Here is a 17,087-nt window from a genome sequence, read left to right as displayed (position 1 = left end):
GTCCAGCAACGGGGGCTCCTGCTCTTCTTCGGCATCTTGGGTCTGGCTGCCAATGTGGGGTCCATCCTGGTCCTGGCCTCCGGCCATAAGGACAACCTGAACATGCGTGCCGCTTTTCTCGAAGTGGTCAACGATGCATTGGGCTCGGTGGCCGTCCTGGTATCTGCCGTGGTCATGATGCTCACCGGCTGGGCCGGATTCGATGCCGTGGCGGGAGCCCTGATTGCTCTGCTGATGATTCCCCGCGCGATCAAACTGCTGGCCAGCAGTGTCTCCGTGCTTCTTGAGGAGACCCCGGCGGACCTCGACATGGCCAAGGTCAGGAAGCACCTGAAGGGCGTGCCTGGCGTGCTGGAGGTTCATGACCTGCATGCCAACAGCGTCTCCACTGGTCTGCCGCAGCTGACGGCACATGTGGTGGTGCGTCAGGGAACGACGGCCGTTGAAAACGAACGAATTCTGACCAGCATGCAGCGCTGCTTGCGCGATCATTTTCCGGTCTCGGTCGAACACACGACCTTCCAGATAGAACCGCAGGGTCACCGGGACAGCAGCGGCGAGCATTTGGACATGTAGCCTTCAGACCTTGCGCAGGACTGTGACCACCTTGCCCATGATGACGGCGTGGGTGCCGTCAATGGGGGAGTATGCGGGGTTGTGGGGGATCAACCAAACGTGGTCCTCCTCGCGACGGAAGGTCTTTACCGTGGCCCCATCGTCCAGCAGTGCCGCGACGATGTCCCCGTTCTCAGCCTCCTGCTGGCGGCGGACGACCACAAAATCCCCGTCGCATATGGCGGCGTCGACCATGGAATCCCCATGGACCTCAAGCATGAAGAGCTCGCCGGATCCGGTCAGGCGCTCGGGCAGGCGCATGACATCATCCACATGCTGCTCGGCCAGAATGGGCTGACCTGCGGCAATCCTGCCGACCAGGGGCACGTCACGCGACTGCATGATGGCCTCGTCGGCCTGTGTGTCGGGGAAGGGCATGATCCTGGCGGTTCCCGCAGTCGGCTCAGGCTGGTCCTGGACCAGCTCTATGGCGCGTCCTTTGTTGGCAGTCAGACGGATGTAGCCCAGATCCTGCAGGACCTGAAGCTGGTGCTTGACGGAAGAAGTGCTGCGTAGTCCCGCGTCCTTGCCGATCTCCCTGTAGGAGGGCAGGAATCCGCGTTCCGACAGGTGCCGCTTAATGGCTTCCAACACCCTGGCCTGGCGATCGGTCAGCTTGGGCCGGGATCCTTGATTCAGGCTCTCGGTGCTGGCTGAGTTTCCAGCGGTTTCCCGGGAGGTTGCGCTGTTGGCAGCAGTGGACTGGTTGAGGGAGCTCGTGGCCGTGGACCCTGTAAAGGGGATGGTACTCACGATGGGCTCCTTTCCTTGGAAACTGAACTCAGTCTAACCTGCCCCAAGTGAAAAATCAAACAAATGTTCGAATCAGCCTTGCCAAATGACAATTGAGATGCCAGAATGAGAACATCTGTTCGATAGAACAAATGTTCGAAAGAGGTGTACCGTGGCTGTTCGTGCCTGTGCCAGTTCCCGCATGTCTACGTCGTCGAACCTGCCCTCGGCCTGCCTGGTGCACGTCAGTTCCTTGTTCTCGTCCGTCATGCAGCGCCTTCGCAGAGTAGCCAAAGCCTGTGTGTCCGAGCAGGGTTTTGCGGGTGTCATCCTGCGTGGATTCGCGGTTTTTCTGGCTGTCGGCGCGCTGACACTGGCTGGGCTCGGATGGATGGCTCGACCTGCCAGCTCCGCTCCAGGACCGCAGGAGGTCATCACCAGGACGGTTCGTCCGGGCGATAATGTCTGGTCCTATGCGGCCTCGATCACCCCACAAGGCGAGGATGTCACAAAAAATGTGGACCGTATCATGCAGATCAACAACATGTCCTCGCCCAACCTGCGCGTTGGTGACCGAATCCTGATTCCCAGCGACGATTGAGGCAGGGACTTTCGATCCGGGGGGTTCAACGACGGGGCTTCAATGACTTGTCGTCTGGATGAAGGTACTAGCTGAATTCAAGGAGTTTGTCCAGGGTTATACGCTGATAGGCCCGGTATACGTGGGTCTTGAGGTTCTTTGGCGCTATGATAATGCATATGCACTGTCCTTTCTGCCAGAATCCCGATACCAAGGTTGTGGATACGCGAATCAGCGACGACGGCCATGCCATAAGACGCCGCCGTGAGTGTCCGAACTGTTCGCGTCGGTTCACCACGGTGGAGACCTCGATTCTCTTGGTCATGAAGCGCTCAGGCAATGCCGAGCCCTTCAACCGCGACAAGGTCATCTCTGGCGTGAGGAAGGCCTGCCAGGGCAGGCCCATCGATGAGAATGACCTGAAGCTCCTGGGCCAGCAGGTCGAAGAGGATCTGCGTTCGCGCGGCCTGGCTCAGGTGGATTCGGAAGAGGTCGGCAGGGCCATCCTGAAGCCCCTCAGGGAGCTGGACGAGGTGGCCTATCTGCGCTTCGCCTCGGTCTACCGCAACTTCAGCAACCTGGAGGACTTCCAGCAGGCCATCGACACCCTGCGTGCCGAAGACCAGTCAGTTGAGGAGCAGTCTGCGACTGCGCAGTCCTGAAATTAGACACTCGGGCGCCTAGACATGTCATCCCAGGTCCAGCAGCCTCTGATCCTCGGATGTCTGGGCGATGATCAGCTCCTGGGTCGGTCGCGTCATGGCCACATAAAGGTCGGCCGCCGCGCTCAGCCTGGAGGGGGCTTCGTCCTGGATGGCTCCAGGCTCGACCAGAACCACGGCGTCGAATTCCAGACCCTTGGTGTGACCGGTGGTCGTGATTGTGATCTGGTGCTCCTGAGCCTTATCAATATGCAGCCGTGAGCTGACCCCGGCTTCCAGGGCGCTGGGAACGATGATCGCCAGGCGTCCGGTACCGTCCTTGCCCAGATGTCGCTCCGCCAGTTCGTCAACCAGGTCAGGCAGCCGGTCCAGCAGGCTGGACTGATCGTCGGCCCGCAGGTGGCTGACCGATCCTTCAACCTCGCGAACGGCCTTGAGCGTGGAAACCTCGAGACCCTCGGAGGCTGCGAAGGAGGAGGCCAGGTTGGATACCTGGCGAGGGTTGCGGTAGTCGATGGTCAGCTGCCTCAGATCCCATCCGTCCGGGCCGAAAAGCCTGTCCATGGTGGAGGCCCAGGACCGGGTGCCACCGAGGGCCGCCGTCTGGGCCACGTCCCCGACGATGGTGAAGGAACGGGAAGGGCAGCGCCGGACCAGCATCCTCCAGTCCATGCCCGTCAGCTCCTGGGCCTCGTCGACCACGATGTGCCCGTAGACCCATTCCCGGTCGGCGGCCGCCTGGGTGGCTGCCTGGTTCTCGTCCTCGCCATTGATGGAATCCACCAGCATCTGCGAGGTCACGATGCCTGTGCCGATGCCATTCTGGGCCAAGGTGTCGCTGGCAAACCGGCATTCCTCATCGCGGCGGGCCTTTTCGGCCTGATCACGATCAGCCTGGCGTGGGTCGGGGCCCAGCAGCTCCATGGCTTCGTCCAGGATGGGGATGTCGGATACGGTCAGTTCGGCGCCGTCCTGGCGGGTCAGCAGGTCAATCTGTTCCGGGGTCAGCCAGGGGGCGAACCGGTGCAGACGGTCCGGCCTGGACCAGAGGTCGTTGACCAGCCAGCGGGGGTTCATGGGAAGCCAGGCCAGGTTGAGGGTCCGCCGCACCTGGTCGTTCAGCCGCAGCAGGGAGGTGACCCGGGCAAGCTCCTCGGCTCCGGGCTCGTAGTCCACTCCCTCTGCATAACGGGCGGTCATGGCGTTCAGGGCCGAGCGTACGAAGGTGTTTCTGGCCTTGTTATGGGGCTGGTGGCTGCGTCGGGCATCGACCAGGGCCTGTTCCAGGTCGACCGCCAGCATGGGTACGGCAACCCCGTCCACCTTGACCGTGGGCAGGGAGGCAGGCACCCGCTCTCGAGATGCGACGGCGTTGGCTACGGCCTCGGCCATGCGGATGTCCCCCTTGAGACGGGCCACGTGCGGGTCCTCCTGGCGTTCGGTGCTGATGCCGGGGATGAGGTCGCCCATGGTGCGGCTGAGCACTCCGGTCTCGCCCAGGGAGGGCAGGACCTGGTCGATGTAGTGCAGGAAGGCGTTGCTGGGCCCGACGATGAGCACGCCCGAACTCTCCAGTCTGCGCCGGTGGGTGTAGAGCAGATAGGCCGCCCGATGCAGGGCCACGGCCGTCTTGCCAGTGCCTGGTCCTCCCTGGACCACCAGCGGGCGGGTCATGGGGGAGCGGATGATCCGGTCTTGTTCGGCCTGGATAGTGGCTACGATGTCGGTCATCTGCCCGGTGCGGCGGCTGGACAGGGAGGCCATGAGCGCGCCCTCACCGGCAAGCGTGCCGCCCTGGGCCGCCTTGTCCACCTCCGGGGCCGACAGGTCCAGAACCTCATCCTCGATGCCGGTGACCTGGCGGAAGTTGAGGGTGATGTGCCGACGCATGACGATGTCGCCGTGGTCCGCCGGGGTGGCCTCGTAGAAGGGGCGTGCGGCTTCGGCACGCCAGTCGGTCAGGATGGGCTCGTGGTTACTGTCCAGTAGGCCCAGTCGCCCGATATATCGTCGGCCGCCCTGGGCCGTATCCAGTCGGCCGAAGACCAGGCGGTCCTCCACGGCCCGCAGCTGTGTGAGCCGGTCCTCATACATGTTGGCGAAGGAATCCCGCTCGGTGCGCTGGGTAGGGGATCCGTGGGAGCCGGCGGCCCGGACCGCGTCCAGTCTGGTCCTAGCTTGCGTCCGCAGCTCGTCCAGACGGCCGTAGGCCCTGTCCACCGCCGCCTGCTCTTCATGCAGCTGTGAGGAATAGCTCGACATGTGCGTCCGTTCTGTCCAATGTTCAAAAATCGGATGATCCAATATACCGCTCGACCTCTACTTTTTCGGCCCGGCAGACCCTTGGCCGCGCCCTCTTTGCCGGGTGGCGAAACGCCGGGGCGGACCCTTTGGCGAGTCGGATGGTTGGGTTTGGGCCTGAAGTGGTGTCAAGGTGGTGAGCAATGGGGATAAGTGGGGTAAAGTGGGGAGCACTGCGTAGGGGACGCTACCCGATGGGGTCGTCCCATGGTTACCGAACTGGCATTGGAGGTGGGGCATGGCCGATACATACGACGCAGATGCCGCCTCGCTTTCCGTGCCGCCCATGCTTCTGGGCACCTACACCCCCAAAATGGATTCCAAGGGCCGCCTGGCGCTGCCCGCCAAGTTCCGCGCCCAGCTGGGTCAGGGCCTGGTCATGGCCCGCGGCCAGGAGCGTTGCGTCAGCCTGCTGCCAACAGACGAATTCCGGCGGATGGCCGTGCGCATCCAACACACATCCATGGGCGACAAGTCGGCCAGGGACTACCTGCGCGTATTCCTGTCCGGTGCCGTCGATCAGGTCCCCGACAAGCAGGGTCGCATTCTTGTTCCGCCCATGCTGCGCTCCTATGCACGGCTGACCGGCCCCGTCGTGGTCATCGGAGTGGGCACCCGTGCTGAAATCTGGGATCAGGATTCTTGGACTGCCTACCTGGAGAGCAAGGAGCAGGGATACGCCGACATTGCCGACGATGTTCTTCCGGCGGTGGATTGCTGATGGAGACCCTCATGGAAAATCACAATCCGCCCGATCAGGAGGCCGTGGACAGCGGAATGGTCCATCGTCCCGTCCTGCTGGAGCGCTGCCTTGCGCTGGCCCGGCCCGCCTTGGATCACCCGGGGGCCGTGGCAGTGGATTGCACGCTAGGCCTTGCCGGACATGCCACCGCCTTCCTCAAGTCCTGCCCTGAGGCCCGTCTTATTGGCATCGACAGGGATCTTGAGGCCCTGGATCTGGCTACAGGCCGGATGCGCGACGAGGGCCTGGCCGACCGCTTCACCCCGGTGCATGCACCCTTTGACCAGCTGGACCGGCAATTGGACGCACTGGGAGTAGGCCAGGTGGACCTGGTCTTCATGGATTTGGGGCTCTCCTCCCTGCAGATCGACCAGCGCGACAGGGGATTCACCTACCGGCAGGATGCTCCGTTGGACATGCGCATGGACACCAGCCAGGAGCTGACGGCCGCACAGGTCCTGGCCGAGTATGACCAGGAGCACTTGGCCGACATCTTCTCTCGGTATGGGGAGGAACGCTATGCAGGACGCATCGCCCGGGCCATCGTGGAGGCCAGGCAGGAGCAGCCGCTGACCACCTCGGCCCAGCTGGACCGTCTGGTCGACAGGACAGTACCGCGCGGCCACCGTCCTCCGGGCAATCCGGCCAAGAGGGTTTTCCAAGCCCTGCGCATCGAGGTCAACGGGGAGCTGGACCGTCTGAGGCGCACCCTGCCCCAGGCCATTCTACGGCTGGCCCAGGGAGGTCGTCTGGTCGTGGAGTCCTATCACTCCCTGGAGGACCGCATGGTCAAGCGCTTTATGGCACCTGGTCTGCATGTGGACCTGCCGGCTGGCATGCCGGTGGTGCCCGATCAGGCCCGTCCCTATCTGTCGGATCTGACTCATGGGGCCATCAAGGCAGACGCGGCGGAGCGGGAACGCAACCCCCGGTCCGCCTCCGTGCGCCTGCGGGCCGTGGAGATGATCGGAACCATCCCTGAAGAGCGTCGTCGTCGGCTTCAGGCCGAGGCCCGTGGTGAGGTCTCAGCTGATCGCCATCGCCGCGTGGGTCACGGTTCGGAATCGAGGCGCCGGTCATGACCATGCCAGCACGTTCGGTCCGTTCCAAGGCCTCCCCGGACAAGGGCCATCCCCGTATCCAGGAGATGCCCACCAGGCCCGAGCTCAGTCTGATCAAGGGCACAGGCAAGACCGGCAAGGCGCGCCAGCCGGAACGAGGTCCAGTGGCTGAGGGGGCCCGGCGTCTGATCGGCTGGACTCGGACCCGGGGCAATCCCCTGCTGCGGATCATGACCTCGGTGGTTTTCCTGGCGGCCTGTATGTTCGGCTCCCTGATGCTGCGCACCCAGATGGTCCAGGATTCCTTCGAAGCCACCCGGATCCAGCGTGAGATCAGCAATCTCAACCAGGACGTCCAGGATGACCAGAACAAGCTCGACCAGCTCCAGGCCTCCCTGCCGGACAAGGCCCAGCAGTTGGGCATGCAGCCCCAGCAGGGTCTGAACTCCATCGATTTGCAGGGCTACAAGCCCCCTCAGGATGCTCAGGGCAGGGTGGGGCATCCATGAGCGGCAAGGGCACCAAGCGCTCCTGGCACCTGTCCTTCTGTAAGCGTTCGCTGTCTGTGGGCCTGATTCTGATCCTGGTGGCTGCTCTGGCCCTGGGCAAATTGGCTTACATCCAACTCTTTGACGGAAGGTCCATGGCCCAGGCTGCTGCGGCGAGTCGCACTGTGCCGCACACCATCAAGGCCCAGCGTGGCCGGATCCTGGATGTCAATGGCCGGGTGCTGGCACAGAGCCTGGAGCGATACAACATCATCGGTGACCCCGAGGCGGCTGCCTCCTTCATACCTATCAACTGCACCAAGCGCACCGGCAGCGACTGCCACAGCATCAAGGGCCATCCGGTTGGCGCTGACGGTGCTGCCGGCGTAGCACGCCTCCTGGCGCCGGCTCTGGGGATGAACGCCATGGAGCTGGGCGGCAAGCTCAGCGTCCCTGGACGGTACGTGGTCCTGGCCAAGCGGGTGACTCCTGAGGTCAAGCGTTCCATCGATAAACTGGGGCTGCAGGGGATCATCACAGCCGAACTGAGCAGTGAACGCACCTATCCGCATGCGGATCTGATGGGAGCCCTGATCGGAGGCATTGACGACAGGGGCAAGGGTGTGGCCGGGATCGAACAGATGGAGAATCGGCGGCTGACCGGCACTGACGGCTATACGGTCTATCAGCAGGGGATGCTGGGCCAGGAGATTCCTGGAACCATGACCCGTCAGCGCAATCCAGTCAACGGCAAGGATGTGAGACTGACCATCGATCAGGACGTGCTCTGGTACGTCCGTCAGGCCCTCAAGTCAGGCTGCCAGAACTATCATGCGGACTGGGCTCTGGCAGTTGTTCAGGACACCCGTACAAACGAGATCCTGGCGCTGGCCGATACCGACGATTACCAGGCTGGCAGCGATCAGGCCAAGGTTAACTCCTCCAGGGCGGTGGCGGAGACCTTCGAGCCTGGTTCGGTCGGCAAGACCATCTCAGCTGCGGGCATGCTCCAGGAGCAGGTGCACTCCATGACCGACCGCTTTACCGTGCCCGATCACATCACCGTCGACAAGCAGCAATACAAGGATTCCTTCAACCATGGAGACGAGCATTGGACGCTGGCCGGCATTCTGCAGAATTCCTCCAACGTGGGCATGGTCATGGCAGGCCAAAACTACCCGGACCAGAAGCGCTACGACTATCTGACCCGCTTCGGCATCGGCCAGGTATCGGCCCTGGGTCTGCCGGGGGAGTCCAAGGGACTGCTGACCACGCCTCAGACCTGGGACCGGCGCACCCGCAACACAGTTCTGTTCGGTCAGGGCTATGCCACCAATGCCGTCCAGCTGACCAATGCCATCGCCACCTTGGCCAACAAGGGGGTCCGTTCCGACCAGACCATCATCCGTGGTCAGGGCGCCGTCAAAACCAATCAGGTCAGGGTCGTGGACGAGAAGGTGGCCGCTGAGGTCATGAACGCGATGGAGTCAGTGTCAGAGAAATACGATAAGATGGTCAAGGTAGAAGGCTACAGGATAGCTGCCAAGACCGGAACCGCCGAGGTGGCCGACAGTTCCGGCAAACTGAGTGGCATCGTCAGCGATTGGGTGGGTATACTGCCCGCTGACGATCCCCGCTTCGTGATTACCGTAGTGCTGAAGAATCCCCAGGGCAGTGCCGGGATTTTCGGCGGCGTCACCGCTGGTCCCATCTTCGCTCAGATCGGTGAATTCCTTATGCAGAAATACCAGGTCCCTACGTCCACGCCCAGAACCGATGCTATCCCGGTAACATGGTGATACCGGCAGGCATCATGGCGTTCCCGGACAAAGGAGAGATTGCAGCATGAGTGCGCTGAGTGAATCAATCTCCCGACGGTTGACCCTGGGTCAGCTCAAAGGGCGCTATGGGCTTACCTTGGTCCCCGACTTCGCTGAACCAGTTACGGTGACCTCATTGGTGGATGATCTGCCTTCAGTGCGGCCTGGCAGCTTGTACGTACCTGCAGGCCAACAGGTGGACCAGGGCATGATCGAGGAGGCCGAGCGTCGTGGTGCCTATGCAGCCCTGCTACCGACTTCGGCCCGTCAAGAGGTGGGACGAGCCCGCATACCTCTGCTCTTCGGCACCATGCATGCCTGGCAGATGGGCCAGTTGCTTGCCAATACCGCAGGGGACCCTTCGGGAGCCTTGGCTGTGTTCGGCTTGGTCGGTTCTCAGGTGCAGGATCAGGTGGATCTCTTGGCCGACTTTCTGCACGTGCTGGGCAATCCAGTTGGCATTCTCAGCTCTAAAGGTTCATACTCGTTGGATCGGCGACTGGACCTGGAATACCCCCTGAGCATGTTCGATGTGCAACGCAGTCTCTCCATAGCTCTAGAGGACGGGGCGGCCGCCATGGTCATCTCTGTGGATGAGCAGACTCTGGCCAGGGATGCCCTCCAGGCTGTGGACCTGGATGTGGTGGCCCTGGGTGCCCAAGAAGGCTCCACCCGTGATATGCGGCACGTGCGCCTGATCTCCAAAGCCCGTCGATACGGGTTCAACCTGGGCGGGCACACCATCGTGGCCCGGCGCAACGAGGAATCAGATGGGCTGGCCCGCCAGTCACTACCCGCGGATGCAGAAAGCGACGATCTGTCCCTGTGCATCGCCATGACCATGGCCGCCGGTGTCAAACGCAACAACATCAGGAGCGCCCTGCGCGTCTCCCGCGAAATGTCCTGAGAGGTGAGGATGAGTCAGTCTGTAGGGGCCGGGTCCATGCCCATGACCCTGGAAGAGGTCGTCGAATATGTGCACGGTCGGCTGGTTGACGCCGATCCTGGTCGCGAACCCGACCGTCGGTCCGTGCGCATGCGGGTGGTGACCGACTCCCGGCAGGCGGGGGCCGATGGACTCTTCGTAGCCATCAAGGGCGAGCACGTGGACGGGCATGACTATGTTCCCGGCTTGGGGACCAAAGGCTGTCGCGCGGCTCTGGTCGACCATCTCGTTCCGGACGCTGACCTGCCGCAGATTCTTGTGGATGATACGGTTGCTGCCCTGGGGATGCTGGCACGGACCAACATGGACCTTCGGCGTGATGCCCCGGGCCCCTTCACGGTCATCGGCATCACCGGTTCTGTCGGCAAGACTACGACCAAGGATCTGCTGGCTTCCTTGTTGGCCATGCTGGGCCCTGTGGTGGCCCCGGTTGGGTCTTTCAACAACGAGATCGGCCTTCCTCTGACCGCCTTGGAGGTAGGGCCGGACACCCGCTACTTGGTGGCGGAGATGGGTGCCAGCCACGTGGGCGAGATAGCAGGTCTGACCCGAATGGTTCCTCCGGACATGGCCCTGGTCCTCAAGGTCGGAGTAGCCCACCTGGGCGAATTCGGCTCCGTGGAGCGCATCGCCCAGGCCAAGAGCGAGATTGTGCAAGGTTTGGTGCCGGGTGGGACTGCTGTGCTCAATGCAGATGATTCCCGGGTGGCCGCCATGGCTGACCTGGCCTCTGGGCCCGTTCTGCAGTTTGGTATGGCCGCTCAAGACGGCGGGCAGAACCGCGACCTGGACGGTTCGGCTCGCTATCTGGACAGTGACAGCCTGGACAGGCCGGCTTTCGAGCTGCGTCTGCGTGGTCAGCAACCAATTCGGCTGCGTCTAGGCATTCCGGGACGGCACAACGTCATGAACGCCCTGGCCGCCGCCACGGTGGCCCACGCCTTAGGGCTGGACGCAGGGCGCATCGCCGATGAATTGGGCCGACAGCAGCGGATCAGCCCACATCGGATGGCTGTATCTTCGGTCCAGCTGCCGGATGCCTCCTTCACCCTGATTGATGATTCCTTCAACGCCAATCCCGACTCCGTGCTGGCCGGTCTAGACGCTCTGGCCGCTTGGAGAGGATCCGATGGCACGGTCTATCGGATAGCAGTACTGGGGGTCATGCTTGAACTGGGCGATCGAGGGGAGCAGCTGCACCAGGAGATCGGTGCCTACTGCCGTCGTCAGGGCATTGATGCATTGGTCGCAGTGGGTTGCCGGAATCAGCAGATGGACGGTCTGGTCCAAGCCCTGGTCCGTGGTGCCGGCGGCCCATCCGATCCAAGCGAGGATCAGCCTGGGGTCATGCGGGTCCTCTTTGCCCAGGACGCTGACCAGGCTGACCAGATGGTTCGCCGCTTGTGCGCCAAGCATTCGGGCGGGAAGAATCTTGTTCTTCTCAAGGGCTCGCATATGTCCGGCCTATCCGATCTGGCCGACCGGTGGCAGGGCTGAGCCATGAATCTACTGGCATCCCCGCAGCGGGGTCTAATATTCAAGGACAGAATCCAAGAGTTGGAGTACACACTGTGATTGCCCTCATCATCGGAATCCTGGTCGCCCTGGTGGTGACGCTGGCGGGGACCCCCTTGCTGATACGACTGGTCCACCGCCTGCACTACGGCCAGTACATCCGCCAGGACGGGCCCAAGTCCCACTTGGTCAAGCGCGGCACCCCGACCATGGGCGGGCTGGTCATCAACTTGGCTATTCTGCTGGGCTGGGCAGCCTCGGCGCTCTACCGTTACCTGTCGCGGGGGGAGTCCGTGTCCCTGTCGGCCTTGCTGGTCCTGTTCGCCATGCTCTCCATGGGCTTCCTGGGCTTCATCGACGACTTCGCTAAGGTGCGTAAAAAGCAGAACCTGGGTCTGTCGGTCAGGGCCAAGTTCATCGGCCAGTTTATTTTGGCCACCATATACGCGGTGCTGGCTCTGAAGTTGCCCACCAAAAACGGCTACCCCAGCGCCCAAGCGGGCATATCCTTCGTAGAGCAGCCCATCATCGACTTCCGAATGGCGGGCAGCGTCCTGTCCGTGGTGCTCTTCATCATCTGGGTCAATCTGCTGATGACGGCCTGGAGCAATGCGGTCAACCTGACTGACGGTCTGGACGGGCTGGCTTCAGGCTCCTCTATGATCGCCTTCGTGGGTTACACGGTTATCGCCTTCTGGGAGAGCTATCACTTGAAGGGTGGCGGCCATCCAGGCCATGCCTATGCGGTCTCTGATCCCCTGGACCTGGCCATCATCGCCTGCTGTGCGGCTGTGGCCTGCTTCGGCTTCCTCTGGTACAACACCAACCCAGCCTCCATCTTCATGGGCGATACCGGATCCCTGGCTCTGGGTGGGCTCTTCGCAGCCTTGTCCATCGCCACCCATACCGAGCTTTTGGCGGTCATCCTGGGCGGGCTTTTCGTGGGAGAGGCCGCCTCCGATGTCATCCAGGTGGGCTACTTCAAGCTCACCCACAAGCGGGTCTTCAAGATGGCGCCCATCCACCACCACTTCGAGCTGATGGGCTGGCAGGAGTCCAAGGTGGTTGTCCGGTTCTGGATGGTGGACCTGATCTTCGTCCTGTTGGCCTTGGTCTGCTTCTATGCCGACTGGGTGGTCCGCTCTGGGTTGCCCATCTGAGCGCGTCCATTCACGGTACCGGACTTCGGCAGCCGGTATCATGCCAAGCAGGTGCCGGAGCTAGCGGAATGAGGTATTCATGAATATGGACTTGAGCCAGAAGCGTGTACTGGTCGCCGGGCTGGGCATTTCCGGACGGAGCGTGGCCGCAGCCCTGCAAGGTCGGGCGGCCGGGGTGACCACTGTGGACCAGCGCGCTCCGCAGGCCGATCTCCATGACTTCGACCAGGTGGATTGGAGCCAGGTGGACCTGGTCATGGCTTCTCCTGTCTTCAATCCGCGCACCCCATTTATCCTTGAGGCGCAGCGTCGCGGCATCCCCGTGGTCAGCGAGGTGGAGATGGCTTGGATGCTGCGGGTGCCCTCAGCGCGAACCGGTCGGCCAGCGCCTTGGATCGGGATCACCGGCACCAACGGCAAGACCTCGACCACCAGGATGGTCGCCTCCATGATGCAGGCCAGCGGGGTTACGGCCCCTGCGGTTGGCAACATCGGCAAGGCCGTCTCCACAGCCGTCCTGGATCCCGACAATGACATGCTCTGCGTGGAGCTGAGCTCCTTCCAGCTGCATTTCACCTTCTCGCCGGCCCTGGAGTGCGCGGCCATCACCAATCTGGCCGACGACCACCTGGACTGGCACGGGGGCTTCGAGGCCTACGCGGCCGACAAGGCGCGCATCTACCGGGGGGTGCGCAAGGCCCTGGTCTACAACGCCGACGACTCCCAGGTCTCCGACCTGGCCAGACAGGCACAGCCAGCCCCAGGCTGCCGACGGGCGGGCTTCACCCTAGGCCGGCCCGAGTCTGGACAACTGGGCGTGGAGGACGGCTGGGTCGTGGACCATAGCGGATTGACCGGTCAGGACCTTGAGGAGGGCGTCAGGCTGGTCCGGGTGGCCGATCTGACGGACCTGTGCGAGCCTGATGGCACGGTCTATCCCCATCTGCTGGCTGATGCGCTCTGCGCTCTGGCTCTGGCGCTGGGCGCTGGGGCCCGGGTCGGCGCGGCCATCGAGGCCATGCGCGCTTTCACGCCCGGCGACCACAGGATCAGCACCGTGGCCACCCTGGGCCAGGGTTCGCAGGCCATCCGATTTGTAGACGATTCCAAGGCCACCAACGCCCATGCCGCTGAGGCCTCCTTGGCCAGCTATCATGACGGCCAGGTGATCTGGTTGGCCGGTGGGCTGGCCAAGGGCGCTCGCTTCGACGATCTGGTCCGGTCTCGCAGATCCAAGCTGGCAGCAGCCGTGATCATCGGCCAGGATCAGCAGCCTATGGTCCAGGCCATCAAGGACCAGGCGCCCGATCTGCCGGTTACCATGATTGATCCTGGTGCCGGTGACCAGGTCATGGCCCGGGCCGTTCGTGCGGCCGGTTCCTATGCGCGGCCCGGTCAGGTGGTTCTGCTTGCACCTGCCTGCGCCTCCATGGATCAGTTCGCATCCTATGCCGATCGGGGCGACCAGTTTGCTGAGAAGGCAACGCAATGGGTCCACGAGCATGAAGCGCGGCACTGATCCGCACACGGCTCCCTCCCGGGTATCTGGCGGCAAGGGGGACTACCGGGGCTGGCGGGCTATACTCAATCCGCTCTGGTGCTACTACGGCTTTCTGGCTACGGTCGTCGCCACCACCGTTTTCGGTCTGATGATGGTCTTCTCTTCCTCGGCTGTGGATCTGGTGGCCCAGGGCAGCTCACCCTGGAGCCAGGTCATTCGCCAGAGCATATACGCAGTGATAGGGCTGTTGCTGGCTCTGCTGGCCTTGAGGATCAGCATCGACCATTACAGGAGCTGGTGCACCTGGTTCCTGATCGCCAGCCAGGGCGTCCAGCTGCTGACCCGCACTCCGCTTGGGCGTTCTGCCAACGGCAATGAGGGGTGGATCTCGGTGGGGGGCATCTCCATGCAGCCAGCTGAGCTGCTCAAGCTGGCCCTGTGCTTGTGGCTGCCCCAGGCACTAATCGAAGCCCAGCGGCAGGTCGGCAAGGATTCCAACTTGAAGAGCCTGGCCAAGGCCTATGCCAAGCCGGCCACTGGATTTGTCGTCAGTTTTCTGCTGATCATGCTGGGCAAGGACCTGGGAACGGCCATGATTATCGTCATCATTGGCTTCGTGGCCTTCCTGGTTTCGGGCTTTCCCCTGCGTTGGCTGCTCAGCCTGGCAGTCCTGGGGATGGCTGCAGTCATCGGTTTTTCGGTTTACGGTAACAGCAACCGGACCCAGCGGATCATGGCCGCCTACGGCAAGTGCTCGGCTGATGACATTCAAGGGGTCTGCTACCAGTCCATCCACGGACTGTACGCCATGGCCTCGGGGGGTCTGACCGGGGTCGGGCTGGGCAACTCCAGGGAGAAGTGGAACTACCTGCCCGAGGCACACAATGACTTCATCTTCGCTGTCATCGGCGAGGAGCTGGGCTTTGTAGGGGCGGCCATGCTTATTCTGGTCTTCGTGGTCATGGGCTGGTGCATGCTGAGGATAGCCCTGACCACCAAGGACCGGTATGCGGGCATGGTGCTGATCTGCCTGGATGTGTGGCTGGTGGGCCAGGCCTTGGTCAACATCTGCGTGGTTCTAGGGCTGCTGCCGGTCATCGGGCTGCCCCTGCCCTTCGTATCGGCTGGAGGGACGGCCCTGATCTCCTGCCTGGCTTCGGCCGGGGTGGCTCTGAAGATGATTCGGACCCAACCGGACGTGATGGCAGCCACGGACGGGTCCTGAGATGCGGAATGGACATGGCGGAAAGGAAGCGGATTCGCGGATGACGACAGCGACGAGGACCGAGAAAGGGATGCCTGGGGATGCCCAGGAGCATGCCGGAAAAGGCGTTGGTCCCCATCTGGTGTTGGCCGGCGGGGGGACGGCAGGGCATGTCAACCCCCTGCTCAGTGTGGCTGCGGCTATTCGGGAGCGCTGTCCCCAGGCGGCTGTCAGCGTGATCGGCACCGCTGTCGGGCTGGAGCATGACCTGGTGCCAGCCGCTGGATTTCCCTTGGACCTGATTGAGAAGGTTCCCTTCCCTCGTCGTCCCGGCAAGGCCGCCCTGGACTTCCCCCGACGTTGGCGACGTGAGGTGCAGCGGGTCCGAGGGTATTTGCAGGATCGGTCGGCCGAACTGGTGGTCGGCTTTGGCGGCTATGCCTCAGCGCCGGCCTACAGGGCTGCACGGAACTTGGGCCTGCCCATCGTCGTCCATGAGCAGAATGCCCGGGCGGGCATGGCTAACAAGCTGGGTGCCCGCTGGGCCGATTTCGTAGGTACTGCCTATGAGAACACAGGCATTCGAGCCCGAGCCGGTGTGCCAGTGCGCCGCGTGGGTTTGCCTTTGCGGCCGACCATCGCCCGACTGGTCAAGCAGATGGAGGCTGACCCTGCAGGAGCCCGCCGGGAGTCTGCGCATTCTCTGGGGTTGGATCCCGATAGGCCCATCCTGTTGGTGACTGGGGGATCCTTGGGAGCGCTCAGCCTGAACAAGGCGGTGGCTGGCGCAGCCCGGCAGCTGTTGGACCGAACCCAAGTAATCCATCTGACCGGTCGTGGCAAGGCCGACCAGGTCAGGAAGCAGGTGGCGGCTGACCTGGGTGATGCGGCTATCAACGATCTGGACTCGGCTCACCGGGGCCAAGGGGACTATCACATGGCTGAATACCTGGAACGGATCGATTTGGCCTTCGCCTGTGCTGATCTGGTGGTCTGCAGAGCTGGTGCAGGCTCTGTCAGCGAGCTGGCCGCCCTGGGCGTGCCGGCCGTCTACGTGCCCCTGCCCATCGGCAATGGTGAGCAGCGGTTCAACGCGCAGCCGGTCGTTAATGCCGGGGGAGGGCTCATGGTGGACGATGCGGCCCTGGATGCTAAATGGGTGGCTGATCATGTCCCTGCTCTTATGGCCGACGAGGATAGGTTGGCTGACATGCGCCGAGGGGCTTGGGAGTACGGGATTCGCGATGCCGCCCAGGTGATGGCCGAGCAGATCCTGACCATGGCCGACCAACACCTTGCCCGCAAGGAATCTGGGAGGGCCTAATCGGGCATAATGGAGGCAGGCGACGGGCGACCGTCCTGGATGGTCATGAACTGTTGGAGGAGATGCAACTACTGTGCCCAAGCATGAATTGAATACAGTGCCCGGTCGGCAGGATGGCGGTGACCGGTCCCTGCCGGTCCTGAACCCCTGCCTTCCTGCCCTGGCTCAGGCCGGAGTGCGCGACCCCAAGGATCTGGGACCTACACACTTCATCGGCATCGGTGGGGCAGGGATGAGCGTGCTGGCCGAGATGCTACACCAGGAGGGGGTGCAAGTTTCCGGATCCGACCGTGCTGAAGGGGACAAGACCCGACGCCTGCGTCAGCTGGGAATCCGGGTCGCCATCGGTCAAGAAGCCTGCAATGTGGCCGGGGCCCGCACGGTGGTCTGGTCCAGTGCCATCAAACCTGACAATCCCGAGATTCTGGCAGCTCGT

General features: G+C 62.9%; 16 protein-coding genes. 14 read left to right on the top strand and 2 right to left on the bottom strand.

Features of this window, described 5'->3' with window-relative positions; all coding sequences use genetic code 11:
- Window positions 1-576 (top strand): cation diffusion facilitator family transporter (locus AC0AP0_RS02940; protein ID WP_490429326.1); only part of this gene is annotated, 576 nt, incomplete at its 5' end.
- A 3-nt stretch (window positions 577-579) separates the two neighbouring features.
- Here AC0AP0_RS02940 and lexA read toward each other — a convergent pair.
- Complete coding sequence (lexA, locus tag AC0AP0_RS02935; RefSeq protein ID WP_045936049.1) at window positions 580-1,254, bottom strand: transcriptional repressor LexA; 675 nt, start codon at window positions 1,252-1,254, stop codon at window positions 580-582.
- A gap of 265 nt (window positions 1,255-1,519) precedes the next feature.
- Here lexA and AC0AP0_RS02930 point away from each other — a divergent pair, with 265 nt between their 5' ends.
- Complete coding sequence (locus AC0AP0_RS02930) at window positions 1,520-1,948, top strand: LysM peptidoglycan-binding domain-containing protein (protein ID WP_490429325.1); 429 nt, start codon at window positions 1,520-1,522, stop codon at window positions 1,946-1,948.
- A 158-nt stretch (window positions 1,949-2,106) separates the two neighbouring features.
- Entirely contained in the window at window positions 2,107-2,589 is a 483-nt protein-coding gene (gene nrdR, locus AC0AP0_RS02925; protein ID WP_045935180.1) for a transcriptional regulator NrdR, read from the top strand.
- A gap of 27 nt (window positions 2,590-2,616) precedes the next feature.
- Here the strand turns inward: nrdR and AC0AP0_RS02920 are convergent, their stop codons facing one another.
- Window positions 2,617-4,851, bottom strand: coding sequence for a HelD family protein (locus AC0AP0_RS02920; protein WP_490429324.1), 2,235 nt, complete (start codon window positions 4,849-4,851; stop codon window positions 2,617-2,619).
- 277 nt (window positions 4,852-5,128) lie between these two features.
- Here AC0AP0_RS02920 and mraZ point away from each other — a divergent pair, with 277 nt between their 5' ends.
- From mraZ to AC0AP0_RS02865, 11 genes are all read left to right on the top strand, one after another.
- Window positions 5,129-5,611, top strand: coding sequence for a division/cell wall cluster transcriptional repressor MraZ (gene mraZ / locus AC0AP0_RS02915; RefSeq protein ID WP_490429323.1), 483 nt, complete (start codon window positions 5,129-5,131; stop codon window positions 5,609-5,611).
- An 11-nt stretch (window positions 5,612-5,622) separates the two neighbouring features.
- Window positions 5,623-6,714, top strand: coding sequence for a 16S rRNA (cytosine(1402)-N(4))-methyltransferase RsmH (rsmH, locus tag AC0AP0_RS02910; protein ID WP_490429322.1), 1,092 nt, complete (start codon window positions 5,623-5,625; stop codon window positions 6,712-6,714).
- Window positions 6,711-7,202 carry a cell division protein FtsL gene (gene ftsL, locus AC0AP0_RS02905; protein WP_445342456.1) on the top strand — a complete coding sequence of 164 codons (492 nt, stop codon included), beginning with the start codon at window positions 6,711-6,713 and terminating at the stop codon, window positions 7,200-7,202. Before rsmH ends, ftsL begins: the two co-directional genes overlap by 4 nt.
- Window positions 7,199-8,980 (top strand): peptidoglycan D,D-transpeptidase FtsI family protein, encoded by a 1,782-nt coding sequence (locus AC0AP0_RS02900; RefSeq protein WP_490429321.1) that lies wholly within the window; start codon window positions 7,199-7,201, stop codon window positions 8,978-8,980. The genes ftsL and AC0AP0_RS02900 overlap by 4 nt, the downstream gene beginning before the upstream one ends.
- Window positions 8,981-9,026: 46 nt before the next feature.
- Window positions 9,027-9,908, top strand: coding sequence for a UDP-N-acetylmuramyl peptide synthase (locus AC0AP0_RS02895; RefSeq protein ID WP_110412594.1), 882 nt, complete (start codon window positions 9,027-9,029; stop codon window positions 9,906-9,908).
- 9 nt (window positions 9,909-9,917) lie between these two features.
- Entirely contained in the window at window positions 9,918-11,444 is a 1,527-nt protein-coding gene (locus AC0AP0_RS02890) for a UDP-N-acetylmuramoyl-tripeptide--D-alanyl-D-alanine ligase (RefSeq protein ID WP_490429320.1), read from the top strand.
- Between the two features lie 74 nt (window positions 11,445-11,518).
- Window positions 11,519-12,622 (top strand): phospho-N-acetylmuramoyl-pentapeptide-transferase, encoded by a 1,104-nt coding sequence (gene mraY / locus AC0AP0_RS02885; RefSeq protein WP_254476986.1) that lies wholly within the window; start codon window positions 11,519-11,521, stop codon window positions 12,620-12,622.
- A 79-nt stretch (window positions 12,623-12,701) separates the two neighbouring features.
- Window positions 12,702-14,141, top strand: a complete 1,440-nt coding sequence (murD, locus tag AC0AP0_RS02880; RefSeq protein WP_490429319.1) for a UDP-N-acetylmuramoyl-L-alanine--D-glutamate ligase — start codon at window positions 12,702-12,704, stop codon at window positions 14,139-14,141.
- Window positions 14,125-15,348 carry a peptidoglycan glycosyltransferase FtsW gene (locus AC0AP0_RS02875; RefSeq protein ID WP_490429318.1) on the top strand — a complete coding sequence of 408 codons (1,224 nt, stop codon included), beginning with the start codon at window positions 14,125-14,127 and terminating at the stop codon, window positions 15,346-15,348. The genes murD and AC0AP0_RS02875 overlap by 17 nt, the downstream gene beginning before the upstream one ends.
- 70 nt (window positions 15,349-15,418) lie before the next feature.
- On the top strand, window positions 15,419-16,651 hold the full coding sequence (locus AC0AP0_RS02870) for a UDP-N-acetylglucosamine--N-acetylmuramyl-(pentapeptide) pyrophosphoryl-undecaprenol N-acetylglucosamine transferase (RefSeq protein ID WP_490429328.1): 1,233 nt from the start codon (window positions 15,419-15,421) through the stop codon (window positions 16,649-16,651).
- Between the two features lie 139 nt (window positions 16,652-16,790).
- On the top strand, window positions 16,791-17,087 hold a 297-nt coding region (locus AC0AP0_RS02865), incomplete at its 3' end, for a Mur ligase domain-containing protein (RefSeq protein WP_490429327.1).

Source organism: Bifidobacterium sp. POST2/T3 (B1), assembly GCF_058197115.1.
Note: the sequence above shows the minus strand (reverse complement) of the source record. Positions and strands in the feature narration are given on the sequence as shown.